Source organism: Arthrobacter sp. ZGTC131, assembly GCF_002929275.1.
In the GTDB taxonomy this organism is placed as follows: Bacteria; Actinomycetota; Actinomycetes; order Actinomycetales; family Micrococcaceae; genus Arthrobacter.
This window is the reverse complement of record NZ_PJIK01000023.1, coordinates 20,700-45,551: the sequence shown is the minus strand read 5'-3', so window position 1 is coordinate 45,551 and position 24,852 is coordinate 20,700. Positions and strand designations below refer to the sequence as shown.

Genomic DNA, 24,852 nt, shown 5'->3' with positions numbered 1-24,852 from the left:
ACCGCCTACGCCACCCACGGCGTGCCGCTGGTCCCGGTCTACGTGTTCTACTCCATGTTCGGCTTCCAGCGCACCGGTGACGCCTTCTGGGCCGCCGCGGACCAGATGACCCGCGGATTCATCATCGGCGCCACCGCCGGCCGGACCACCCTGACCGGCGAAGGACTCCAGCACGCCGACGGCCACTCCCCGATCCTGGCCGCCACCAACCCGGCAGTGGTCACCTACGACCCCGCCTATGGCTACGAAATGGGCCACATCATCCGGGACGGCATCGAGCGCATGTACGGCGAACACCCCGACGGCGGTCCGGCCGGGGCCGCCGCCGACCGGAACCTGATGTACTACATCACCGTTTACAACGAGCCCATCACCCAGCCAAACGAGCCCGAGAACCTCGATGTCAACGGCGTGCTGAAAGGCATCTACCGGGTGTCGGCGTCGGAAGCAGAAGGCCCCAGGAGCCAGATTCTGGCCTCGGGTGTCTCGGTGCCGTGGGCGCTGGAGGCCCAGCGGATCCTGGCCGAGGACTGGGGCGTCTCCGCGGACGTCTGGTCCGTCACGTCCTGGAACGAACTGCGCCGCGACGGCCTCGCCGCCGAGGAAGAAGCGTTCCTGAACCCCGGCGAACCCGCCAGGATCCCGTTTGTGGCTCAGCAACTGGCTGATGCGCAGGGCCCCGTGGTGGCGGTCTCCGACTACATGAAGGCGGTGCCGGACCAGATCCGCCAGTTCCTGCCCCACCAGTTCGCCTCGCTCGGCGCCGACGGCTTCGGCTTCTCGGACACCCGCGCCGCCGCTCGCCGCTTCTTCAAGAACGACACCCATTCGATCGTGGTGAAAACGCTGCAGCTGCTCGCGGCAAGGGGCGAAGTCGACGGCGGCATGCCCGCGTATGCGATGGACCGTTACAAGCTCCTGGACGTCAACGCCGGAACCACCGGCGGCGCCGGAGGCGACTCCTGACTGAGTTTGGCTGAGCGCTGCACAACAAGACGACGGCGGCCCGCACCTTCCGGTGGGGACCGCCGTCGGGCGTTCCGTTAGCGCGTTCGATTTACGTTGAGGTCAATGACGGGCGCCGGTCAACGATGAAGCCGGTCGCGGCGTTTTCCCGCACCGCAGTGATGCCTGCGACCGCTGCTTTGATGTTTGGGAAGCTGGGCGATACCGCAACCACGGTGCCATCCTCCGCCGTCAGCCGGAACCGGAATGAACCCTTGCCCTCGGTCAGTATTTCGAATGTGCCTGCCATCTATGCTCCTTCTGGGCTGCGCCGTTGCAGCCGTCTGTGACCCCCAATTGCCAACACGACATTTACGAGGTTAGCCGCCGTTAACCGAAGCAACCACCCCTACTGGTCGGTAGTTTTTCGGCGGCCACAAGGGCAGAACTGCTGTCCCCGGCTCCACACTCAGTCCCCTAAGGTGGTGCACATGGCAGACTCAGGCATCCCCGCCACCACGGCTGTCCTGCTGGCCGCGGGAGCGGGCACCCGCCTGGGCCGGGGCCCGAAGGCGCTTCTGCCGTTCCGGGGCCACACCCTCGTTGAGGTGCTGGCAGACGTGCTGCGCGACGGCGGCTGCCGCGAGGTAGTGGTTGTGCTCGGCGCGGCCGCCGACTCCGTCCGCGCCGGCACCGACCTGGGCCGGCATACCGTGGTGGAGAACGCTGCCTGGTCCACCGGCATGGGAAGTTCGTTCAAGCTGGGTCTCTCCCGCGCCCGCGACGGGGACCATGTGCTCGTGGCGCTTGTGGACCAGCCCGGGCTGACGCCGGAAACCGTGACGCGACTGCTCGGCGCGCACCGGCCCGGCCGGGTGACCGCCGCGGCCTACCGGGACGATGCAGGAGAGCTCCGGCGCGGGCACCCGCTCCTGCTCGACTCCTCACTCCGCGCCGAGGCAGCGGAGTCGGCGGCCGGTGACGCCGGAGCACGGCACTTTCTTCAGGCCCACCCCGGGCTCATTGACCTGGTGGACTGCACCAACTCGGCCGGCGGCAGCCAGTCCGGCGGCGAGGACATCGATACCGCGGACCAGCTGCACCTGCTCGGCTGAGCTGGCCCGGAGCTGCGGCTACCAGCGCGGGTGGATTGCCTCGCGGAAGTAGTGGTCGTAGATCCAGCGCACGCCCTCGTTGAACTCCTCATTCAGGGACAGGCCGGCAGCGGCCGCGTTGGACCGTGCCTGTTCCACGTTCCGGGCGCCGGGAATGACCGAGGTGACGCCGTCCTGCGCAGCGATCCAGGCGATGGCTGCCTGCGCGGTGCCGGCACCCTCGGGCACCAGCTGCTCGAACTCGGCCACCGCCTTGAGACCCAGCTCGTAATCGACACCGGAGAATGTCTCTCCGACGTCGAACGCGTCACCGCCGCGGTTGAAGTTCCGGTGGTCGTTCTCGGCAAACGACGTGTCTTTGGTGTACTTGCCGGACAGGAGCCCCGAAGCCAGGGGCACGCGGGCGATGATTCCCACGCCTGCGGCCATCGCGGCGGGCAGCACATCGTCCAGCGGCTTGAGCCGGAAGGCGTTCAGGATGATCTGCACCGACGCCGTGCCGGCATGGCTTATGGCTTCCAGGGCTTCGTCCGTCCGCTCCACGCTGACCCCGTAGTTCCGGATGGCGCCCTCGGCGACGAGGGTGTCCAAGGCATCGTAAACCTCTGCGTTGCTGTAGACGGACGTGGGCGGGCAGTGCAGCTGCACCAGGTCCAGGGAGTCGGTCCGCAGGTTGCGGCGCGAGCGGTCCACCCATTCGCGGAAATTGGCCAGGTTGTAATTTTCCGGGCGCTGTTCCGCCCGGCGGCCCATTTTGGTGGCCACGGTCAGGTCCAGCCCAGGGTTGTCCGCCAGGAACGCTCCGATGGCCTGTTCGCTGCGGCCGTCCCCGTAGACATCAGCAGTGTCGAAGAACGTCACACCCGCCTCAGCCGAGGCGGCGAGGACGGCCTGTGCCTGTGCCGGGTCCACGTTGCCCCAGTCGGCGCCGAGCTGCCAGGTGCCGAGTCCTACGACGGAAACGTTCCGTCCGGTCTTGCCTAAGATGCGCTGTTCCATCCCACGACTATAGGGCTCACGCCGCCGCCTCCGCCCCAGACCACGCCCGGATGACGCGGGCCGGCCGCTCCGAACCTAGCGGACGCGGAGTGCACTACCTGCCGCGGCCGGGACCAGACCGGCTTCCTTCAGGCCCAGGTAGATCTTGTCCCGGGCGATCGGCAGCTCTGCAAACCGCAGGCCGGTGGCGTTCCGGATGGCGTTCGCCAGGGCCGGCGCTACCGGGTTGAACGGGCTCTCGCTCATGGATTTCGCTCCGAGCGGCCCCAGTTTGTCGTTCGTGTCGGCAAAGTACACCTCGCTGCGCGGCACATCGGCGAAGGAGGGGATGTGGTACTGGCGGAGGATGTCGGTGGTGACGCGGCCGGCGTCGTCCACCCGGACCTCCTCATAAAGCGCAGCCCCGAGTGCCTGCGCAATCCCGCCCTCGATCTGGCCGCGGCACTGCCGCGGGTTGACCACCACGCCGGCGTCCGCCGCCTGCACGCTCTGCAGGATCTTCAGCTCACCCGTCCCGGTGTTTACGGCGACCCGGAACCCGTGGACGTTGAAGGCCACCGAGCGCGGTGTCCCGCCCCAGCGCCCCTCGGCGGCGAGTTCGACGCCGGCCCGGCTGGCGGCGTCGTAAAGTTCCGTCAGCGGCACCCGGGTTCCCTCACAGACCACGGCGTCGCCGTCGAGCACGCAGCCGGAGGCCTGGATCTGCCGGCTTCCGGCGGCGAACGCGCGGAGCCGGACGGCAAGCTCCTCGGCCGCGGCCAGCGTGGCCTTGCCCGCCACGACTGTCCCGGCGGACCCGAAGGCCCCGGTGTCATGCTCGATCAGGTCCGTGTCTGACTGCCGGACCGCAACCCGGGCGGCCACCGTGGACAGTGCCGTCGCCGCGAGCTGCGCGTGCACCGTGGTGGTGCCGTTGCCGAATTCGGCGGTCCCGACGTCGGCCACGTATGTGCCGTCGGCAAGGAGCCTGAGTTTCGAGTGGGCAAAGTGGCCCCGCGGCGGCACGGTGTCGATCATGGACAGCGCCGTGCCCTCGCCGGTGACCCAGTCCGGCCCGAGATCGTCCAGCCCTGCGGACCGGTAGCGTTCACGGCCGCGGTCCAGGGCGTCCTGCACCAGCCGCGTGCACTGGTCCAGCCCGTAGCTTCCGTAATGCACGTCCTCTTCGGGCTCGGAATGCGTGGACAGCATGTCATCGCCTTCGCGGACCATGTTGCGGCGGCGGAACTCCAGGGGGTCCATGCCGATGCCCACCGCGAGTTCGTCCATGGCTGACTCGATGGCGAAGATCATCTGGCTCAGGCCGTAGCCCCGGAAGGCGCCGGAGGGCAGCGTGTTGGTATACACGGCGAGGGCGTCCACCTTCTTGTTGGCGCATTTGTAGACCGCCAGCGATTCGCCGCAGCCGTGGAACATGACGCCGGGTGCGTGGTTGCCGTAGGCACCGGTGTTCGTGAGGACGTCCAGCTGCAGCGCCGTGAGCCTGCCGTCGTTGCCGGCGCCCGCCTTGAGCCTGATGGTGAACGGGTGGCGGACAGTGCTGGCGGTGAACTGTTCGGTGCGCGTGAACTCCAGCTGCACGGGGCGGCCCAGCTTCAGAGCAGCGAGCGCCGTGATGTCCTCGGTCAGCACCTCCTGCTTCCCGCCGAAGCCGCCGCCCACGCGCCCCGCGACCACGTGGACCTGTTCTTCCGGGAGGCCGAACACGCGGCAGAGCGTGCGCCGCACGAGGAACGGAACCTGGCTGGACGTGCGCACCTGGAGCCGGCCGGCGTCGTCCACCGCGGCGATGGACGCGTGCGTCTCCAGTGCCACGTGCTGCACACGCTGGGTCCGGTAGGTCTGTTCGTGGATGAAATCGGCCTCGGCAAATCCGGCGGCTACGCTGCCGAGTTCGGAGTGCAGCTCCGCCACGACGTTCTGCTCCGGCCGGGCGATCCGTGCCGTGCCGGCGTCCTTGTCCCCGTGAAGCGCGGGCGCACCGGGGCTGATGGCGTCGTGCGGGGTGAACACAGCTGGCAGTTGTTCGTAGTCCACCCGGACGGCGCGGACGCCGGCCTCGGCCGCGGCCACCGATTCGGCCACGACGGCGGCAACCCGCTGCCCGCGGAACCGCACCACGGTGTCCAGCACCCGGGTGTCGTCGGGGTCGTCGGTGTAGAGCTCGTGCTGGGCGCTGGAAAACAGCTGGGCGGGTGCGTCCTCATGAGTCAGAACGGCTACGACGCCCGGGACGGCCAGTGCCGCGGCCTTGTCGATGGACAGCACCCGGGCGTGGGCGTGCGGCGAGCGCACCAGCTTCAGATGAAGCAGCCCGGGCAGCTCCTCCGCCGGGACGTCCAGCGTGTACCGGGCCCGGCCCGTCACCACGGCCCGGCTGGCGGGGGCGGCGACGTCGTCGCCCAGCTGGCCGGGACGCGGCGCGGGCTGGCTGTCGCCGGCGATGCCCGAGCCCGGTCCGGCGGGGTCCGGGTGGCCCTCGTGGCCGCACACGGCGTCGCCGATGGCCCGGTAGCCCGTGCAGCGGCACAGGTTCCCCTTCAGGCTGCGCGGCAGATTCTCCCTCTGGGATTCATCGAAGGTTGCCGCGGTCATGACCATGCCGGCGGTGCAGAAGCCGCACTGGAAGCCCTGCCGGTCCAGGAACTGCTGCTGCATCGGGTGCAGCGTCTCGCTTGCGGTTCCGCCAGTAGCTCCGGCCAGGCCCTCGATCGTGGTGACGGAGTGGCCGTCGGCGCGCACGGCCGGGTAGATGCAACTGTGCACCGGCGTGCCGTCAACGTGGACCGTACAGGCGCCGCAGTCCCCGCCGTCGCAGCCCTTCTTGACGCCGAGATTGCCCTGTTCACGCAGGAACGTACGCAGGCACTGGCCGGGGCGCGGCGGAGTATCCGCCGCTGCGCCGTTGATTTCGATGGCCATGATCAGGCCCCTTCCTGCGGCGTGGATTCCCGCCGCGGACTCTGCGGCGGCCAGAAATCCCCGGACACGCGGCCGGGCACTGCGCCCGCCCGCGTATCCAGTTCATCCCGGATCTCCGTGGCCAGGCGGTACGTCATGTCGCGCCGCCAGGCCGGCAGGCCGTGAATATCGTCGTGGTAAAGGCTGTCCGGGATGGCTCCGTCCAGCGCGGCCGCGAGCTCCGCCGCGTCCGGCAGCGGGCCGAAGCGCAGCTGCACGGGCCGCTTCGTTGCGGCGGTGACGGTGAGCGTCAGCCGCCCGCCGCCGTCGAGCGTTCCGATCAGCAGCACGCCCGACCGGCCAAGGTTGCTCAGCGACAGCCGGCGGAACGCCACCCGTGAGGCCAGGGCCGACGCCGGGAGGCTGACGCTGCGGAGCAGCTCGCCGGGTGCCAGGGCGTTCTGCCCGTCCCCGGTGATGAAGTCCGCCACCGGCAGCTCCCGGCCGGAGCCGTCCGGGCTGAGCACCGTGGCGGTGCCGTCCAGCCCGGCGCAGAGCGAAATCATGGGCCCGGCCGGCAGCGAGGTGCACAGGTTCCCGCCCACCGTGGACATGTTCCAGACCTTGAAGGAGGCCACGAAGGAGTCACAGCAGGGGCGGATGAGGTCCAGCCCGGGCCAGTCGCGGGCGGCTCCCGGCGACCCGGCCAGCGTGTCCGGCAGCGCGTAGAGTTCGGCAACGGTGCACGTGGCGGCGAGCTCGATGCCCGCGTCTGTCACCGTGATGGCGGGCCAGCCGGCAGAGCCGAGGTCCAGCAGGCGGCGGAGCGGCTCGGGGCCAAAGGCGGTGCTGCCATAGGAAAAGAGCACAGTGCCGCCGGCGAGCCAGGCGTCGCCGGCGCGCCACTCGGCAGGGTCCGCGGTGCGGACCACGGCCTCAATGGTGTTCATGTCCATGCGGTCTCCTGGCGTGCTGCATCGGAGCCGAAGCCCGGTTCGGAGGGACGGCGCTGCTCGGCGGGACGGCGCGGTTCCGAGGAAAAATCGTCGGCGGGAAGGTGGTGGATGGGCCCGGTGCCGTCCCGAAGCGGTGCGCACGCCGCGGCGCCGCTGCGGGCGGAAATCAGTTCGGCGGTGATGGAGACGGCCACCTCGGCCGGAGTGACGGCTCCGAGATCCAGGCCGATCGGTGAATGCAGCCGGGCCAGCTGCGCCGGGGTCACCCCCGCCTCGAGCAGGGCATCCACGCGCTGCCGGTGGCTGCGCCGCGAGCCCATGGCTCCAACGAATGCGACGTCCAGGCCCAGTGCGGTCTTCAGGAGCGGGATGTCGAACTTGGGGTCGTGGGTGAGCACGCAGATCACAGTCCGAGAGTCCACGCGGCCCGCAGACGCCTCGGCGGCGAGATACCTGTCCGGCCAGCCGGTTTCGACGTCGTCCGCGGCGGCAAAGCGGTCCTGTCCGGAGAAGGCCGGCCGAGCGTCGCAGAGCGTGACGCGGTAGCCCAGCAGCTTCGCGGCAGGCAGCAGCGCAGCGCCGAAGTCGTTGGCCCCGAACACCAGCATGCGCGCCGCCGGCAGCCTGCTCTCCACGAGCAGCGTGACCGGCTCCGGAGAGGCCTCGGCATCCGCCACGCTTCGCGCATAAGCGTAGCCGCAGCCATCGCGCGGAGCGAGCCTGACCAGCCCCGTCTGCCCGCCGCGGAGCAGCGGCTCCAGCTGGGCCGCCGCCGCCAGCATCGCTGCCCGGCGACCGCGGACGTCGGGTGCGCCGGTTTCGCTGGCGGGTGCTGTTGCGGGGGCAGCGGCCGTGGCGTCAAGCCCCAGCAGGGCGGCCAGCTCGGCCGACTCCGCCACCGAAAATGTCTCAGGATTCGGGACGACGACGGCGCCGCCGCCCTGCGTGTCGATCCGCCGGATCAGTGCCAGCGGCGCGCCGGGGTCACCGGCGAAATAGCGGTGGAGGTCCTCCAGCCGCATGCGGCCTGCCGCGTCGCCGAGCGGCTGGATGTGGACCTCCAGCTCGCCGCCGCAGGTGAGCCCGACGGCGAACGCGTCCTCGCTGCTGTAGCCGAAGTGCTCGAGGCGGCTGCCGCCGTCGGCCATCACTTCGAACGCCGACTGCACCACGGCTCCCTCAACGCAGCCGCCGGACAGGCTCCCCAGAACCCGTCCCGTTTCGGAAACCAGCATGGAGGTGCCCGGTGGGCGCGGTACCGAGCCGCTGGCCGCAACGATGGTGGCCACGGCACACCGCTCACCGGACACCGCGGGGCGCCAGCCGCCCAGAGAAGGCATTAGATCCAGCATGTCAGCACTCCCTCTTCCCGTGCGATGGTGCCCATATTGTCATTCCTATCCTTTGTACGGGGAAACGTTCCCCTGAAGCGCGCATCAGTTTGGTTGCAGTTGGTGGACCGGGGCAGGCCCCATCTGCCCGCCCCGGTCCGGTCTCAGGAGCCGGTTACGCGCCGAGCAGCGCGCTGACCGGGCCGCGGGCGAAGTAGACCAGGAAGCCCGCCGTCACCACCCACATCAGCGGGTGGATCTTCTTCGCCTTGCCGGAGGCTGCCCCGATCACGGCCCAGGACACGAAGCCCACGCCGATACCGTTGGCGATCGAGTAGCTCAGCGGCATGGTGACGATGGTCAGGAAGGCCGGGAGGGCCACCGCGAACTTGCTGAACTTGATCTCGCGGATCTGGGCCATCATCATCGCGCCCACCACCACCAGGGCGGCTGCTGCAACCTCGAGCGGCACCACGCTGGTGAGTGGAGTGAGGAACATGGACCCCAGGAACAGCGCGCCGGTGACCACCGACGCGAGTCCGGTGCGGGCACCTTCCCCGATGCCCGCGGCGGAGTCGATGTACACGGTGTTGGAGGATCCCGACGTCGCACCGCCGGCCACGGCCCCGATGCCCTCCACAATGAAGGCGGACTTCAGCCGCGGGAACGTGCCGTCCTTGTGCGCCACGCCGGCGCTCTTGGCGAGCCCGGTCATGGTGCCCATGGCATCGAAGAAGTTGGTGAACACCAGCGTGAACACCAGCATGGTCGCGGCGAGCGCTCCGATCCGGCCGAACGCGCCGAACAGGTCGAACTGACCCACCAGGCCGAGGTCCGGCGCCGAGACCAACTGGCCGGACAGCACGGGGGTGTTGAGGTGCCAGCCGCCGGGGTTGCTCTCGCTGCTCGGACCGATATGGAGGATCGCCTCCACCACGGCTGCAAGCACGGTGGTGGCCACGATGCCGATCAGCAGGCCGCCCTGGACCTTCCGTGCCACCAGGATGCCCATGACCAGGAGTCCCACGACGAACACCAGGGTGGGGATGGACGTGATGGATCCGTTCTCGCCGAGCTGGACGGGTGGCCCGCCCGTGGTGGCGCGGACGAAGCCCGAGTCCACGAATCCGATGAACGCGATGAACAGGCCGATGCCCACCGTGATGGCCGCCTTCAGCTCCTTCGGGACGGCCCGGAATATGGCGGTCCGGGCGCCGGTGACGCCGAAGAGGACGATCAGTATGCCGTTGATTACCACCAGGCCCATGGCTTCGGCCCAGGTGACTTCCTGGATCACCGCCACGGCAAGGAAGGAGTTGATGCCCAGCCCCGCCGCCAGCCCGAACGGCAGGTTGGCGATCAGCCCGAAGGCGATGGTCATGACGCCGGCGGTGAGCCCGGTGACGGCACCCACCTGCGCCGCGGAAAGCCAGCCCCCGGCAACGTCGGTTGGGGCGTTGTCCGCGCTGAAACCGCCCAGGATCAGCGGGTTCAGGATGACGATGTACGCCATGGTGAAGAAGGTGACCAGGCCGCCCCGCAGCTCGCGCGCCAGGGTGGAGCCGCGCTGGGTGATCTGGAAGAAGCGGTCAAGGAAGGCGTTCGACGCCGGCGGCCGGGTGTTCGGTGCCTGCTGGCGTTCGCGCTGGGGTGCCACTCGGGGCCCCTCGGGGGTCTGTTCCAGGATTGACATGTCAGCCACCGGCCCTAGTAATCGATCCTGGAGTCGAGCGTGTTCCAGGTGGTGAACGGCTCCAGGATGGCCGGCGCCCCGGGCTCGCCCAGGTCCAGCTTGGACACGGGCATCAGGGCATCGCGGTCTGCGTTGTCGAAGTACTCGTAGAAGACGGCGTCGTCGAAGCCTACGGATGCGGCATCGTGCCGGTCGGCGGCAAAGACCACGCGGTCGATGCGGGCCCAGAGCGCCGAGGCGAGGCACATCGGGCACGGCTCGCAGCTGCTGTAAAGGGTGGCCCCGCGGAGATCGAAGGTGCCGAGTCCGCTGCATGCGCGGCGGATGGCCGTGACCTCGGCGTGGGCGGTGGGATCGTTGTCGGCGGTGACGCGGTTGACGCCGTCGAACGCCTGACCGTCGGCGGTGACGATCACGGCTCCGAACGGGCCGCCGCTGTTCAGGACGTTGGCCGTTGCCAACCGGATGGACCTGGCCAGGAAAGCCTCGGCCGTGACGGTGGTACTCATGATGCGACTCCCTTTGCTGTGGAAGCCTGTACCCGTGCCGGGACGGAAAGGACCAGTTGCGACGGTTACCAGGCTTCAGCATGTGCTTTTGAAGGTTAAGTTGCGCCTGGTAGATAGCTTCCCGGTGTCCGGGTGCCCGCCTTTGGCAAGTTCGAGATTAGCACCGGATTGTGGTGTGCGCCATAGTTTTCTGGAAACTTAATTTCGCAATGTGAAATCCATGTTTCCGGGCTGTCACTCCCGGCAGTCACAATGCGCGGGCATTGACGCCCTTCCGGAGCCGGCCCTAGTCTGATGCCGATCCGGCCTCCGACAGGCGGCCGGCCACCTGGATCAGCAGACAGGCCCACTGAGCTGGAACGCATCGGCACGCTCAGACAGGAATCGCACATGGCCCAGACACTTTTCCGCCCCTCCGAACCCCGGCTCTGGATCCGGAACCCGCTCGCAGCCTTCACCGCCAACACCTTGGACGCCTCCGGGGGCGTGGTGGTCCGCGGCGGCAGGATCACGGAGGTGCTTGGCTCCGGCGAAGTGCCTTCCGTGCCCTGTGAGGAGACCTTCGACGCCTCCGGGCATGTCCTGCTCCCGGGGCTGATCAACACGCACCACCACTTTTACCAAACGCTTACCCGGGCCTGGGGTCCGGTGGCCAACGCCCCGCTGTTTCCGTGGCTGCAGAACCTCTACCCGGTGTGGGCCCGGCTTACGCCGCGGGACCTGGAACTGGCCACCACGGTCGCGCTCGCGGAACTCCTGCTGTCCGGCTGCACCACCGCCGCGGACCACCACTACCTGTTTCCGGCGGGCATGGAGGACGCCATCGACATCGAAGTGCGGGCGGTCCGCCGGCTGGGCATGCGGGCCACCCTCACCCGCGGCTCCATGGCACTGGGCGAGAACGACGGCGGGCTGCCGCCGCAGTCGACCGTGCAGGCGGCCGAGGTGATCCTTGCGGACAGCGAACGGCTCATCCGGGAGTACCACGAGCGTGGCGACGGCGCCGTCATCCAGATCGCCCTGGCACCGTGTTCGCCGTTTTCCGTGACCAAGGAGATCATGGCCGAAAGCGCGGTTCTGGCGGAGCGGCACGACGTCCGGCTGCACACCCACCTGGCCGAGACCCTGGACGAGGAGGACTTCTGCCGTGAGATGTTCGGGCTGCGGACCGTGGAGTACCTGGACAGCGTGGGCTGGCTGACTGACCGGACATGGCTCGGCCACGGCATCCATTTCACCGACGCCGAGATCGCCGCGCTGGGAGCCGCTGGCACCGCCGTCGCGCACTGTCCGACGTCGAACATGCGGCTGGCCTCGGGCACCGCGCGGGTGCTGGAACTCGAGGACGCCGGAGTTCCCGTGGGGCTGGGAGTGGACGGATCGGCGTCGAACGATGCCTCCAACATGATCCTCGAGGCCCGGCAAGCGCTGTACCTGCAGCGGCTGCGTTACGGGGCGCACGTCCCCGTGGAGCGGGCACTGGGCTGGGCCACGCGCGGGTCGGCGGCGGCGCTGGGCCGGCCGGACCTCGGCCAGCTGGCACCGGGAATGCAGGCCGACCTGGCCCTCTTCAAGCTCGACGACCTGCGGTTCTCCGGCAGCCACGACCCCGTCGCAGCATTGTTGCTCTGCGGCGCGGACCGGGCCGACCGGGTGATGGTGGGCGGGAACTGGCGTGTGCTGGACGGGCAGATCCCGGGCCTGGACGTGGCCGGGCTGATCGCCGAACACTCCGCCGCTGCCCGGAGGCTGGTCAACGGCTAGGCTCCCCCTTCCGCCCGGCCCCGTTTCGACGGTTCCCTTCGCACTAGATGTTCGCAAACGTCTTGTGCGCAGGGAACCATCGAAATGGGGCCTATGCTGCGACATCCGATCGTTGCTAGCGTGGCGGCATGAACCCGTCGAAGACCCCGGCCGAGATCCTCGACATTGCCGGCGCCGAGGTCCGGATCTCGAGTCCGGACAAGGTGGTGTTCCCCGAGCCCGGGCTGACGAAGCTCGACCTGGTGCGCTACTACCTCGCCGTTGCGGACGGTGCGCTGCGCGGCGCCGGCGGCCGGCCAATGGTGCTCAAGCGTTTCCCGAAGGGCATCGACGCTGAACCGTTCTTTCAGAAGCGCGTGCCCGAAAACCACCCCGACTTCATCGACACGACGACGCTGCGCTATGCGTCGGGCACCTCGGCTGAGGAGGCCGTCATCCGGGATGCCGCGGGCCTGGCGTGGGTGGTGAACCTTGGCTGCCTCGACCTTAACCCGCATCCTGTGCGCGCCGAGGACCTCGAGCACCCCGACGAGCTCCGGGTCGACCTCGATCCGATGCCGGGAGTCGACTGGTCCCAGATCGTCGACGTCGCGTATGTTGCGCGGGAAGTGCTCGACGACGTCGGGCTGGTGGGGTGGCCGAAGACGAGCGGGTCGCGCGGGCTGCACATCCTGGTGCGCATCTCGCCGCAGTGGTCGTACCGCGACGTGCGGCTCGCCGCCGAGACCCTCGCCCGCGAGGTGGAGAACCGCGCTCCGGGCCTCGCCACCGCGCGGTGGTGGAAGGAGGAGCGCGGCGAGAGCGTGTTCGTCGACTTCAACCAGAACGCCAAGGACCGCACCGTGGCATCCGCGTACTCGATCCGGCCCCTGCCGGATGCCCGTGTCTCGACGCCGCTCACCTGGGACGAGGTCCGCTCAACGCGGCCGGACCAATTCACGGTGCCCACGGTGCTCGAGCGCTTCTTAGAGGTGGGCGACCCCCACACCGGCATCGACGACGCGGTGGGCACGCTCGACGGACTCCTCGCCTTGGCTGCCGAGCTCGGCCCCGCCGAGAAGCCGCCGCGCAGTGGCGACGGCTCCGGCCGCAGGCAGTCGGTGATGCCTCTCGTCGAGGTGGCCCGCACCAAGACCAAGCCCGAGGCGCTCGCGGCGCTCGAGGAGTGGAAGACCCGGCATGCGGACCTCGTTCCGGCCCTGCACCCCGCGGACGTGCTCGTCGACGGAATGCGCGGATCGAGCTCGCTCTGGTACCGGGTGCGGGTGAACCTGCAGCACATCCCCGAAGCGGAGCGTCCGCCGCAGGAAGAGCTCATCGCCGACTACGACCCGTGGGCCGGCAAGGAGTGGCCGGGGCGCCCGGGGCCGTAGCTCTACGGACGTTGCCGGCCGAACACCGGCAGCGCGCGCAGCCAGCGGGAGAAACCGCGGGCCTGTCGGTCGCAGTCGGCCGGAATGTAGAAGTCGGGATCCGTGGCGCCGAACGGCAGGTACAGTTCCTGGCCGGGCGCCGGGAATTCCGCGACGTTGTTCTTATCCTGCGAGTCCATCTGTTCCTCCTCGTTTCTGTGGTGCTACCTACGGTCAATTTCACATCTCGGAAACTGTTTATTGTTATGTGGAAATTCTAGGTCCGGCTTGGCGGTCCGGTCAAGAGCTCGCGCGCAGAGAGCGCGCTTACCGGGCGGTGCGCCCAGTCATAATCAGATTTTTCGGATTGTGATGTACACCACGGCATGGCTGCGCTACGCTGGAAGGCAATTCGTGGCGCATGTCACGTAACCTGGGAGCAGCAGGCAGGGTCGTAATGAGCTGACATCAATTGATGTCGGCTCATTTTTTGTTGGGTCGACGGGACAAGAAACGCGTGGGAAACACGCACTTAATTTCACTGTGGAACTTTGATTCCACTTACGGAAGTTGGGAACTGACCATGAGCAACAACATCGTCCTCGGCAACAACCAGTACGGCAAGGCCGAAGTCCGCGTCGTCAAGATCACCCGGGACACCGAGCGCCACGAGATCGAAGACCTGAACGTCACCTCTCAGCTCCGCGGTGACTTCACGGCGGCGCACCTCGAAGGCGACAACGCCCACGTCGTGGCCACGGATACGCAAAAGAACACCGTCTACGCTTTCGCCCGCGACGGGATCGGCTCCCCCGAGGCCTTCCTGCTCCGGCTCGGCGAGCACTTCACGTCCAGCTTCGAGTGGGTCACCGGCGGACGCTGGGAAGCAGAGTCCTACCGCTGGGACCGCATCCAGGCCCACGGCACCGCACACGACCACTCCTTCGTGCGCAGCGGCCAGGAGGTCCGCACCGCCGTCCTGGTCCGCGACGGCGCCGCCACCCACCTCATCTCGGGGCTCAAGGACCTGACGGTGCTGAAATCCACGCAGTCCGGTTTCGTTGGCTACCCCAGGGACAAGTACACCACCCTGCCGGAGACCACGGACCGGATCCTCGCCACCGACGTTTCCGCGCGCTGGCGCTTCAAGGCAGGGACCGACTTCAGCTCGCTGGACTTCAACAAGAACTACGAGGACGTCAAGGCCCTCCTGCTCGAAGGCTTCACCGAGAAGTACTCGCACGCCCTGCAGCAGACGCTCTTCGACATGGGCACCAAGGTCCTGGAGGCGCACAGCGAAATCGAGGAAATCAGGTTCTCGATGCCCAACAAGCACCACTTCCTGGTTGACCTCTCGCCGTTCGGCCTCGACAACCCCAACGAGGTCTTCTTCGCGGCCGACCGCCCGTACGGCCTGATCGAGGCGACCGTCCAGCGGGACGATGCCGAGCCGGCAGAGGTGGCTTGGTCCGGCATCGCAGGCTTCTGCTGACCCGCTTCGGTGGTCGAGCCGGATGAAACCACTGTGGTCTCGCCAGGCTCGACCACCGGCAAGCCGGTCCTAAACGCGACCGGCCACACCCAGCACCACCGAATCAAAACTTGTTAGCCAGACACGTTAGCCAGACAAAGACGTCTGCCATGAACCAGAAAGTCTGCCATGAACACCAAGAAAAAAGTCCGCCCGGCGGCAACCCGCCCCGAAGACCAGAAGCTGTCACTCGGCAGCACCTTCGCCTACGGGTTCCAGCACGTCCTCACCATGTACGGGGGCATCATCGCCCCGCCGCTGATCATCGGCGCGGCGGCCGGCATGTCCTCGCAGGACATCGGCCTGCTGATTGCCGCCTGCCTGTTCGTCGGCGGCCTGGCCACGATCCTCCAGACCGTCGGCATCCGGTTCTTCGGATCCCAGCTGCCCCTGGTCCAGGGCGTCTCGTTTGCCGGCGTTTCCACCATGGTGGCGATTGTCCACGGCGGCGGCGGCATCCAGGCGGTCTTCGGGTCGGTGATCGCGGCCTCGCTGATCGGCCTGCTCATCACGCCGCTGTTTTCCAAGATCATTCGCTTTTTCCCGCCGGTGGTGACGGGCACGGTGATCACCACGATCGGCCTGACGCTGACGCCGGTCGCGGCCAACTGGGCTATGGGCGGCAACAGCAAGGCGCCGAACTACGGCAGCGTGGCCAACATCGGCCTGGCCGCCGCGACGATGGCGATCGTCCTCCTGCTCAGCAAGGTGGGCAGCGCCGCGATCTCCCGGCTCTCCATCCTGCTGGCCATGGTGCTGGGCACGGTAATCGCCGTCATCTTCGGCATGGCTGATTTCTCCAAGGTGGGCCAGGGCGAAGTCGTCGCGTTCCCCACCCCGTTCGCGTTCGGTGCCCCCACGTTCGAGATAGCCGCGATCGTCTCCATGCTCATCGTCATCCTGGTGACGCTCACCGAGACCTCCGCGGACATCATTGCCGTCGGCGAGATCGTGGGCACCAAGGTGGACTCCAAGCGGATCGGCGACGGCCTGCGCGCGGACATGCTCTCCAGCGCCATCTCCCCGCTGTTCAACTCCTTCACCCAGAGCGCCTTCGCCCAGAACGTGGGCCTGGTTGCCATCACGGGCGTCAAGAGCCGTTTCGTGGTCAGCGCCGGCGGCCTGATCCTCGTCATCCTTGGCCTGCTGCCGGTGCTTGGCCGCGTGGTCGCGGCGGTGCCGACTCCCGTCCTGGGCGGTGCCGGCGTCGTACTCTTTGGAACGGTTGCCGCCAGCGGCATCCGGACGCTCGCCAAAGTGGAGTACAAGAACAACATGAACCTGATCATCGTGGCGGCGTCCATCGGGTTCGGCATGATTCCCATCGCCGCCCCGGCGTTCTACGACCAGTTCCCGTCCTGGTTCGGCACCATCTTCCACTCGGGCATCAGCTCGGCCGCGATCATGGCCATCCTGCTGAACCTGCTGTTCAACCACCTCAAGGCGGGCAACTCGGAGAACCAGTCAGTGTTCGTCGCCGGAACGGGGCGCGTGGTCCGCGAGGAAGACCTCAAGTGCCTGGCCGACGGCGACCGCTACGAGGGCGGCAAGCTGATTGACTGCGACGGCAAGGAAGTCCCGGTCCAGTCCTCCACGACATCGGAGCACTGAGCCCCTCCCCCAAGCGCGAACGAACACTTGAGGCCCCTGTTTCCAAGGGCCTCAAGTGTTCGTTCGCGCTCCAAGGCACGGAGACCTGAGCGCGAACCGGCAGCTGATGCCCTCAAAACCCGCGTTTGAGGGCGTTAGCTGCCAGTTCGCGCTCCAAGAGAAGAACGACGGCGGGGGTCAGTTTTGGTTGAGCTCGTCCGAGATCGCCTGGGCTGCTTCGCGCAGCAGCGGGACGGCGCGGTCGGCGAACGACTGGTCCACCCGGGACACCGGCCCGGACACCGAGATGGCGGTGGGCGTGGGCGCGTTGGGCACGGCCATGGCGAAGCACCGGACGCCGAGCTCCTGCTCCTCCTCGTCAATGGAGTAGCCGCGCTCGCGGATGCGGTTCAGGTCCGCAATGAGGGAATCGAAGTCGCCGATGCTCTTGGGCGTGGGCGTGGGCATTCCGGTCCGCGTGACGATCCCGCGGACCACCTCGTCGTCCAGCTGCGCCAGAATGGCCTTGCCCACGCCGGTGTCATGCGTGTGCGCGCGGCGGCCCACCTCGGTGAACATACGCATGGAGTGCAGCGACGGCACCTGCGCCACGTAGATCACCATGTCCGAGTCGAGCACGGCCATGTTGGAAGTTTCGCCCAGCCGGTCCACGAGGGACTTCAGCTGCGGCCGCGCCAGGGCCCCGAGCTGCTTGTTGGCGCCCTCGCCGAGCCGGATCAGCCGCGGGCCGAGGGCGTAGCGGCGGTTGGGCAGCTGGCGGATGTAGCCCAGGGTGACCAAGGTGCGCAGGAGCCGGTGGATCGTGGGCAGGGGCAGATCCGTGGAGGAGGAGAGTTCGCTGAGCGTGACGTCGCCGCCTGCATCGGTGATCAGTTCCAAAAGTTCAAAGACGCGCTCAACGGACTGCACGCCTCCGGGGGCTTTTTCAGCCATGTACCAATCTCCTGCTGGCTCGGTTCCGACAACTCTTATCCGCATCGTGAAAAGAACTGCTTAGAAAGCCAAAGATACAGCACGGCACTCCCGGCGTCGATGCGCCAACAAGGGCTTGTATTTCCATAAAGTAGATAATAATATCCATAATACGAAAACATTTACGAGAACGACCCAGCCCAGCGATGGGCCCAATCAGGAGGACATTCAATGGCGAACCCGAGCCCCGGAAATTCGATCACCCTGCGCGTGGAAGCACCGTCCAGCTTCTCCGCCACCAGCGAACTCGCCGCCGCCGTGGGTGCGGCCGGTGCGGCCATCACCGCACTGGACGTCACCGAGTCGCACCACGAAACACTCGTTGTCGACGTCACCTGCAACACCACCGACGACGACCACGCCAACCGCGTCAAGGACGCCCTCAACGCGCTCGACGGCGTCACGGTCCGGAACGTCTCGGACCGCACCTTCCTGATGCACCTGGGCGGCAAGCTCGAGGTCGTCCCCAAGGTAGCCCTGCGCAACCGTGACGACCTCTCCCGCGCCTACACTCCCGGCGTCGCGCGTGTCTGCCTTGCGATCGCCGAAAACCCCGACGCCGCCCGGAACCTGACCGTCAAGCGGAACACCATCGCCGTGGTCACCGACGGCTCAGCCGTCCTGGGCCTGGGCAACATCGGCCCGGCCGCGGCGCTGCCGGTCATGGAAGGCAAGGCAGCCCTGTTCAAGCAGTTCGCCAACGTGGATGCCTGGCCGGTCTGCCTGGACACCCAGGACACCGAAGAGATCATCAGGATCGTCAAGGCCATCGCCCCCGTCTACGGCGGCGTGAACCTCGAGGACATCGCTGCGCCGCGCTGCTTCGAGATCGAGAACCGGCTCCGCGAGGAACTGGACATCCCGGTGTTCCACGACGACCAGCACGGCACCGCCATCGTCACACTGGCAGCCCTCGTCAACGCGCTCCGCGTCGTGGGCAAGAAGCTCGACGAGGTCCGGATCGTCGTTTCCGGCGTGGGCGCGGCGGGGTCGGCCATCATCCAGCTGCTCAAGGCCCAGGGCGCGCGGCACATCGTGGCCGCCGGCCGCTCCGGCGCCATCCACTCCGGCGAGCAATACAACGATGAGCACCGCAGCTGGATTGCCGCCAACACCAATGAGGAGGGCTTCTCCGGAACCCTGCACGAGGCACTCAAGGGCGCCGACGTGTTCATCGGCGTCAGCGCGCCGCACGTGATCGGCGAGGAGCAGGTCGCCTCGATGGCCAAGGACGCGATTGTTTTCGCCATGGCCAACCCGACGCCGGAGATCGATCCCGCTGTCGCGTCCAGGCATGCCGCCGTCGTGGCCACGGGCCGCAGCGACTTCCCGAACCAGATCAACAACGTGCTGGCCTTCCCGGGATTCTTCCGCGGGCTCCTCGACGCCGGGGCCTCGGACATCACGCCCCGGATGCTGGTGGCCGCCGCCGAGGCCATTGCCAACCGCGTTGCTGACGATGAACTCAACGCCAGCTACATCATCCCCAGCGTGTTCGACCCCCACGTGGCCGCGGACGTCGCCGCAGCTGTGGCAAACGCCGCCCACGCCGCTGCGGGTACTGGCATAGCAGCGGCAACAGCGGAAGACTCAACACAAGCAGAAGCACCTGCAGCCGCAAACACAGCAGCCTTCGCCAACGCCTGATTCGCAGCCCTGGAAAGGACCCACAATGGCTATCACAGTCACAGACCCCCGGCCGATCGAACGCGCGGAGGAGATCCTCACCCCCAAGGCGCTGGCCTTCGTGGAGGAGCTCCACAAGCGCTTCGCCGGCACGCGCGCGGACCTGCTCAAGGCCCGGGCCGCCAAGCGTGAGCACGTGGCGCGGACCGGCAGCCTCGATTTCCTGCCGAACACCCAGGACGTGCGCGACGGCGACTGGAAGGTGGCGCCGGCACCGGCGGCCCTGCAGGACCGCCGGGTGGAGATGACGGGCCCCGCCTCCCCGGCGAAGATGGCCATCAACGCGCTGAACTCCGGCGCCAAGGTGTGGCTCGCAGACCTCGAGGACGCGAGCACCCCCACGTGGGCCAACGTCATCGACGCCATCCTGAACCTCCGCGACGCCGCAACGGGGACCCTGAGCTACACCTCCCCGGAAGGCAAGGAATACCGGCTCCGCACCGACGCCCCGCTGGCCGTGGTGGTGGCCCGGCCCCGCGGCTGGCACATGGAGGAACGGCACCTGCTGATCGACGGCGCGCCCGCCGTGGGTGCCCTGGTGGACTTCGGCCTGCACTTCTTCCACATCGCCAAGCAGCTGGTGCTCAACGGCCAGGGCCCGTACTACTACCTGCCCAAGATGGAGAGCCACCTCGAGGCCCGCCTCTGGAACGAGGTGTTCGTGTTCGCGCAGGACTTCCTGGGCATCAACCAGGGCACCATCCGCGCCACCGTGCTGATCGAGACCATCCCGGCCGCGTTCGAGATGGACGAGATCCTTTACGAACTCCGCGACCACGCCTCGGGCCTGAACGCCGGGCGCTGGGACTACCTGTTCAGCATCATCAAGTACTTCCGCGACGCCGGTGCCAGCTTCGTGCTGCCGGACCGTGCCACCGTGGCCATGACGGCGCCCTTCATGCGCGCCTACACGGAGCTGCTGGTCAAGACCTGCCACCACCGCGGCGCCTTCGCGATGGGCGGGATGGCCGCCGTCATCCCGAACCGGCGCGAGCCAGAAGTCACTGCCCAGGCCTTCGAGAAGGTCCGTGCGGACAAGACCCGCGAAGCGAACGACGGCTTCGACGGCTCCTGGGTGGCGCACCCGGACCTCGTCCCGGTCTGCCAGGAAGTGTTCGACTCCGTCCTCGGCGAGCGCCCCAACCAGCTGGACAAGCAGCGGCCGGAGGTCTCGGTCACCGCGGGCCAGCTGCTGGACATCGCCTCGGCCGACGGCCAGGTCACGGAAGCGGGCCTGCGCCTGAACCTGTACGTCGCGGTCGCCTACACCGCCGTGTGGATCTCGGGCAACGGTGCGGTAGCCATCCACAACCTGATGGAGGATGCCGCCACGGCAGAGATCTCCCGCTCGCAGGTGTGGCAGCAGATCCGCAACGAGGTGGTCCTGGCTGACACCGGCAACACGGTGACGCGCGAACTGGTCACGAAGATCCTGGCCGAGGAAACGGAGAAGCTGCGCGGCGAGGTGGGCGAAGAAGCCTTCGAACGCTACTACCAGCCCGCCAGCAGCCTGATCGCGGACATCTGCCTTTCCGAGGACTACACGGACTTCCTCACCACCCCGGCCTACGAACTGGTGGGCTGAGGCATGGCGGTACCCGAACCATCACTCGGCCCGGCCGACCTCGCCCGCATCGACGCCCAGCTTGCGGACACCGACCGCCTGCTGGAGCAGAACTACCCCGGCGACGACGGCTCCCGCCAGCCCGTCCACACCGTCTACGTCCCCGCGGACCGGTTCACGCCGTCGCTCGCCGCCGATTGGGGCGCCCAGGCGCTCGCGACGGCGAACGCCCACGGCGGGCTGGCCCGGCTCGGCGCGCTGCTGGGCCAGGACGCTGACCTGGCCGCCGCCGTCGCCGCCCGGGTGGAGGCCAAGCTGGGCAGCGAACCGATCGAGGATCTCCGGCTCGACTTCGAGGACGGCTTCGGGGACAGGGGCGACGACGCCGAGGACGCCGCCGCTGCTGCTGCGGCTTCCGCCGTGGCCGCCGCGGTTGCGGCTGGCACAGCGCCGCCGTTCATCGGGATCCGGTTCAAGTGCTTCGAGGCCGCCACCCGGGCCCGCGGCCTGCGCACCCTGGACCTGTTTGTGTCCGGCCTGGCCGCGGCCGGCGAACTGCCCCACGGACTGGTCCTGACGCTGCCCAAGGTCACCACGGTGGCCCAGGTGCAGGCGATGGACTACGCCGTGTCCCGGCTCGAGGAAGTCCATTCCCTGCCCGCCGGACGCTTGCGGTTCGAGGTGCAGGTGGAGACACCGCAGCTCATCCTCGGCCCCGACGGCAGCTCACCCGTGGCCCAGCTTCCCCACGCTGTTCCCGGCCGAATCAGCGGGCTGCACTATGGCACCTACGACTACTCGGCGTCCCTGCAGATCTCGGCCGAGTACCAGTCCATGGAGCACCCCGTGGCGGACTTCGCCAAGGAGGTCATGCAGCTCGCCGTGGCCGGCACCGGCATCCGGCTCTCGGACGGCTCCACCAACATCATCCCCGTGGGCGACAACGTCGAAAACGCCTGGCAGCTGCATGGCCGGCTGGTGCGGCGTTCCCTGGAGCGCGGCTACTACCAGGGCTGGGACCTGCACCCGGCCCAGCTGCCCAGCCGCTTCGCCGCAACGTATGCCTTCTACCGCCAGGGGCTCCCGGCCGCCGCGGCCCGGCTCCGGAACTACGTCGAGCAGACGGAGGGCGGCGTCATGGATGAACCAGCCACTGCCCGCGCGCTGGCTGCCTTCGTGCTGCGCGGCGTCCAGTGCGGAGCGGTGGGTGCCGACGAAGTACTGGCGCTTGCCGGCGTCGGAATCCCCCAACTCACCGGCCTGGCCCACCCGAGGCTGGCCCACACCATTTCGAAGTAAGGATCCAATGATGGGCAAGTACTACTACCCCCAGGGCGGCCTGCCGCCGCAGACCCACCTCACCACGGAACGGGCCATCGTCACGGAGGCCTACACGGTCATCCCCAAGGGTGTAATGACCGACATCGTGACCAGCACCCTGCCTGGTTTCTCCAACACCCGCTCCTGGATCCTGGCCCGCCCGATCTCCGGGTTTGCCACCACGTTTTCGCAGCTGATCGTGGAAATCGGCCCTGGCGGCGGCGCTCCCAAGGCCGAGTTTGAGCCCGGCGTCGAAGGCGTTGTTTTCGTCACCAAGGGAAAGGTCAACCTGACCCTCGACGGCGAACTACACCAGCTTGAGGAAGGCGGCTACGCCTACCTGGCCGCCGGTGCTACCTGGGGTCTGGAGAACGTCTCCGATGACATTGTCTCCTTCCAATGGATCCGCAAGGCCTACGAGCGGCTTGAGGGTTACGAGGCAAAGTCCTTCGTCACCAGTGACTCCGAGGTGGAACCCACCGCGATGCCGGATACCAACGGCGCCTGGAAGACCACCCGCTTTACGGATTCCAGCGACCTGGCCCACGACATGCAGGTGAACATTGTGACATTCCAGCCGGGCGGGGTCATCCCGTTCCCGGAGACCCACGTCATGGAACACGGCCTGTACGTCCTCGAGGGCAAGGCCATGTACCTGCTCAACAACGACTGGGTTGAGGTGGAGGCCGGCGACTTCATGTGGCTGCGCGCCTTCTGCCCGCAGGCCTGCTATGCCGGCGGCCCGGGCCAATTCCGTTACTTGCTGTACAAGGACATGAACCGCCAGATCCGCCTGACCTAGCCGCTCCCCAGCCGGCCGAGGTCTCCGGAAGCCTACTGGTTCCTTCTTGAACACAGCGGGCTTCCGGCGATTCCACCGCGTTTCCGGCGTACCTGCTGCGGAGCGCCGGGCCCTTGACCCGCCCGGAGCGCGCGAGGAACATGTGTGGTGCCGGCAGTGCTGACCGTCCTGGGTGAACCTGCCGGACCGCACTAAGGATCTGATGGCATGCCAGGGACCAGGCCCCGCACGTCACGGCTCAGGCCCACGGCTTTTGTGGCCGCAGCCGCACTTGCGGCACTGACGGGCGGCTGCACTGCGGCTCCGGATCAGCCGGAGGAGACGTCAGCCTCCGCAGCCGCTTTCGCGGATCTTGAACAGTTCGGCCGGACGATGATCGAAAACGGCGCTCCGGCAGTCCTGATGCACGCGAAGAACAATGGCGAAGAATGGTCCCGCGCTGTCGGCGTCAGGAGCCTGGAGGCCAAGGAGCCGGTGCAGCTCTCCGATCCCGTGCAAGTCGCCAGCGTGACGAAGTCCATGGTGGCCGTCTCCGTCCTGAAGCTGGTGGAGGAGGGCAGGCTCAAGCTCGACGAAGCAGTCAGCGAGTACCTGCCGGACTTCGGCCGAGTCGTGCATCCGCCGCTTCCCGTCACTATTCGCGATCTCCTCGGCCATTCGTCGGGGATGCCGGACTACGAGCATGCGCTGCTCGAATCCAAGCCGTTGAAGGACGTCATCCACACCAGGCTGAGCCTGACCGAACGTCTTGCGTGGGCGGGCAAAACGACGTGGGAGAAACGGCTCGCCCAGGGGTTCAACTACTCGAATTCGAATTATGTTGCCTTGGGGCTGCTAGTGGAAAAACTCCGTGGGCGGCCGATCGGAGACGTCATCAATTCCGAGATCACCAGCCCGCTGGGGATGACCGGCACGTTTATGAGCGGAGCCAGGGCCGCGCCGTCAGGCATGGTGCACGGCTACCTGGTCATCGAGGACAAGACGGTGGACGTCACCAACCCGGAGGTAGTCATAGGGTCGCCGTCCGGGGGCATGGTGTCTACCGTGCAGGATCTGAACTCGTTCTATTCAGCCTTACTGCAGGGAAAGCTCCTGAAGCCCGCCATGCTCAAGGAAATGCAGACGAACGACTTCGCCGGTTTCTACGGTCTCGGCCTATGGATCTGGAACGACACCTGCACGAACGACTTCGCCTACGGCCATCCGGGAGACCTCCTGGGCTACGGGACCGTCTCGATCACCAGCGCGGATGGAACCAGGCAGGTCACCGTGGCCCTCACATACCCGCCGGCGCCCTTCGTGGCAGGGGAAAACCCGCTGGTCCTGGAAATGATGGATGTCGCCGAGAACACGCTAAACAGCATGTGCTGATGCTGATCATCTGAGCTCGCCACCCTTGCGCGTCGAACAGCCGCACGGAAGCATGAAGGCATGCTGACGATCGGAACGACTGTCCTCGGCGTCAACGACGTCGCCCGCGCCACTGCGTTCTGGTGTGATGCGCTGGGCTACGTCCCCCGGGACGAGGGCGACGAGACGTGGGTGGTGCTGGTCCCGCAACGGGGCGAAGGCGCCCGGCTCGCCCTCATGCTCAGCGAGACGCCCGTTCAGGCGCATCCGCGCATCCACCTGGACCTCTATGCCGATGACCAGCCCGGCGAAGTGGAGCGGCTCGTGGAACTTGGAGCGTCCCGCGTGGACTGGGATCTCTACCCGGACGACCCCGACTTCGTCGTCCTGGCAGACCCGGACGGAAACCGCTTCTGCGTTGTGGACGCCGGAGCGTAAGCAACCAGCCAAA

The 24,852-nt window shown here is 67.7% G+C and carries 20 protein-coding genes and 1 pseudogene; 12 read left to right on the top strand and 9 right to left on the bottom strand.

The features are described from left to right. Positions 1-966: pseudogene (locus CXQ90_RS20230) on the top strand (pyruvate dehydrogenase (acetyl-transferring), homodimeric type); the annotation flags it as partial. A 91-nt stretch (positions 967-1,057) separates the two neighbouring features. Here CXQ90_RS20230 and CXQ90_RS20225 read toward each other — a convergent pair. After that, positions 1,058-1,255, bottom strand: a complete 198-nt coding sequence (locus tag CXQ90_RS20225) for a YegP family protein (protein WP_104141143.1) — start codon at positions 1,253-1,255, stop codon at positions 1,058-1,060. A gap of 181 nt (positions 1,256-1,436) precedes the next feature. Here CXQ90_RS20225 and nboR point away from each other — a divergent pair, with 181 nt between their 5' ends. Next, a complete protein-coding gene (gene nboR, locus CXQ90_RS20220) occupies positions 1,437-2,060 on the top strand; it encodes a nicotine blue oxidoreductase (protein ID WP_104141142.1) in 624 nt (207 codons plus the stop codon). A gap of 18 nt (positions 2,061-2,078) precedes the next feature. Here the strand turns inward: nboR and CXQ90_RS20215 are convergent, their stop codons facing one another. The 6 genes from CXQ90_RS20215 to CXQ90_RS20190 form a co-directional block, all read right to left on the bottom strand. Then, on the bottom strand, positions 2,079-3,059 hold the full coding sequence (locus tag CXQ90_RS20215; protein ID WP_104141141.1) for an aldo/keto reductase: 981 nt from the start codon (positions 3,057-3,059) through the stop codon (positions 2,079-2,081). Positions 3,060-3,134: 75 nt separating this feature from the next. Further along, positions 3,135-5,981 (bottom strand): molybdopterin-dependent oxidoreductase, encoded by a 2,847-nt coding sequence (locus CXQ90_RS20210; RefSeq protein WP_104141140.1) that lies wholly within the window; start codon positions 5,979-5,981, stop codon positions 3,135-3,137. Between the two features lie 2 nt (positions 5,982-5,983). Next, positions 5,984-6,916: an FAD binding domain-containing protein gene (locus tag CXQ90_RS20205; RefSeq protein WP_104141139.1), complete on the bottom strand. Its 933-nt coding sequence runs from the start codon at positions 6,914-6,916 to the stop codon at positions 5,984-5,986. Beyond that, positions 6,907-8,268: an XdhC family protein gene (locus tag CXQ90_RS20200; RefSeq protein ID WP_104141138.1), complete on the bottom strand. Its 1,362-nt coding sequence runs from the start codon at positions 8,266-8,268 to the stop codon at positions 6,907-6,909. The genes CXQ90_RS20205 and CXQ90_RS20200 overlap by 10 nt, the downstream gene beginning before the upstream one ends. A 154-nt stretch (positions 8,269-8,422) precedes the next feature. Continuing rightward, on the bottom strand, positions 8,423-9,940 hold the full coding sequence (locus tag CXQ90_RS20195; protein WP_104141137.1) for an NCS2 family permease: 1,518 nt from the start codon (positions 9,938-9,940) through the stop codon (positions 8,423-8,425). A gap of 14 nt (positions 9,941-9,954) precedes the next feature. After that, a complete protein-coding gene (locus tag CXQ90_RS20190) occupies positions 9,955-10,449 on the bottom strand; it encodes a nucleoside deaminase (RefSeq protein WP_104141136.1) in 495 nt (164 codons plus the stop codon). Positions 10,450-10,839: 390 nt separating this feature from the next. On the opposite strand from CXQ90_RS20190, the gene CXQ90_RS20185 reads away from it, so the two are divergent. Continuing rightward, on the top strand, positions 10,840-12,213 hold the full coding sequence (locus CXQ90_RS20185; protein WP_104141135.1) for an 8-oxoguanine deaminase: 1,374 nt from the start codon (positions 10,840-10,842) through the stop codon (positions 12,211-12,213). Between the two features lie 128 nt (positions 12,214-12,341). Beyond that, positions 12,342-13,586, top strand: coding sequence for a non-homologous end-joining DNA ligase (gene ligD, locus CXQ90_RS20180; protein WP_104141134.1), 1,245 nt, complete (start codon positions 12,342-12,344; stop codon positions 13,584-13,586). Between the two features lie 2 nt (positions 13,587-13,588). Here the strand turns inward: ligD and CXQ90_RS22520 are convergent, their stop codons facing one another. Further along, positions 13,589-13,765 carry a hypothetical protein gene (locus CXQ90_RS22520; protein ID WP_181038646.1) on the bottom strand — a complete coding sequence of 59 codons (177 nt, stop codon included), beginning with the start codon at positions 13,763-13,765 and terminating at the stop codon, positions 13,589-13,591. Between the two features lie 383 nt (positions 13,766-14,148). On the opposite strand from CXQ90_RS22520, the gene pucL reads away from it, so the two are divergent. Continuing rightward, a complete protein-coding gene (pucL, locus tag CXQ90_RS20175) occupies positions 14,149-15,057 on the top strand; it encodes a factor-independent urate hydroxylase (protein WP_104141133.1) in 909 nt (302 codons plus the stop codon). 168 nt (positions 15,058-15,225) lie between these two features. Next, on the top strand, positions 15,226-16,707 hold the full coding sequence (locus CXQ90_RS20170; RefSeq protein ID WP_104141132.1) for a nucleobase:cation symporter-2 family protein: 1,482 nt from the start codon (positions 15,226-15,228) through the stop codon (positions 16,705-16,707). Positions 16,708-16,884: 177 nt separating this feature from the next. Here CXQ90_RS20170 and CXQ90_RS20165 read toward each other — a convergent pair whose 3' ends face one another. Continuing rightward, positions 16,885-17,640: an IclR family transcriptional regulator gene (locus CXQ90_RS20165; protein ID WP_056622701.1), complete on the bottom strand. Its 756-nt coding sequence runs from the start codon at positions 17,638-17,640 to the stop codon at positions 16,885-16,887. A 210-nt stretch (positions 17,641-17,850) separates the two neighbouring features. Between CXQ90_RS20165 and CXQ90_RS20160 the strand changes: the two genes are divergently transcribed. The 6 genes from CXQ90_RS20160 (at position 17,851) to CXQ90_RS20135 (ending at position 24,839) form a co-directional block, all read left to right on the top strand. Then, complete coding sequence (locus tag CXQ90_RS20160) at positions 17,851-19,326, top strand: NAD-dependent malic enzyme (protein ID WP_104141131.1); 1,476 nt, start codon at positions 17,851-17,853, stop codon at positions 19,324-19,326. A gap of 25 nt (positions 19,327-19,351) precedes the next feature. After that, a complete protein-coding gene (gene aceB, locus CXQ90_RS20155; protein WP_104141130.1) occupies positions 19,352-20,950 on the top strand; it encodes a malate synthase A in 1,599 nt (532 codons plus the stop codon). A 3-nt stretch (positions 20,951-20,953) separates the two neighbouring features. Further along, positions 20,954-22,228 (top strand): aldolase, encoded by a 1,275-nt coding sequence (locus CXQ90_RS20150; RefSeq protein WP_104141129.1) that lies wholly within the window; start codon positions 20,954-20,956, stop codon positions 22,226-22,228. A gap of 10 nt (positions 22,229-22,238) precedes the next feature. Beyond that, entirely contained in the window at positions 22,239-23,051 is an 813-nt protein-coding gene (locus tag CXQ90_RS20145; RefSeq protein WP_104141128.1) for a bifunctional allantoicase/(S)-ureidoglycine aminohydrolase, read from the top strand. 207 nt (positions 23,052-23,258) lie between these two features. After that, positions 23,259-24,422 (top strand): serine hydrolase, encoded by a 1,164-nt coding sequence (locus CXQ90_RS20140; RefSeq protein WP_104141127.1) that lies wholly within the window; start codon positions 23,259-23,261, stop codon positions 24,420-24,422. A gap of 60 nt (positions 24,423-24,482) precedes the next feature. Beyond that, positions 24,483-24,839 (top strand): VOC family protein, encoded by a 357-nt coding sequence (locus CXQ90_RS20135; protein ID WP_104141126.1) that lies wholly within the window; start codon positions 24,483-24,485, stop codon positions 24,837-24,839. Positions 24,840-24,852 lie beyond the last annotated feature (13 nt).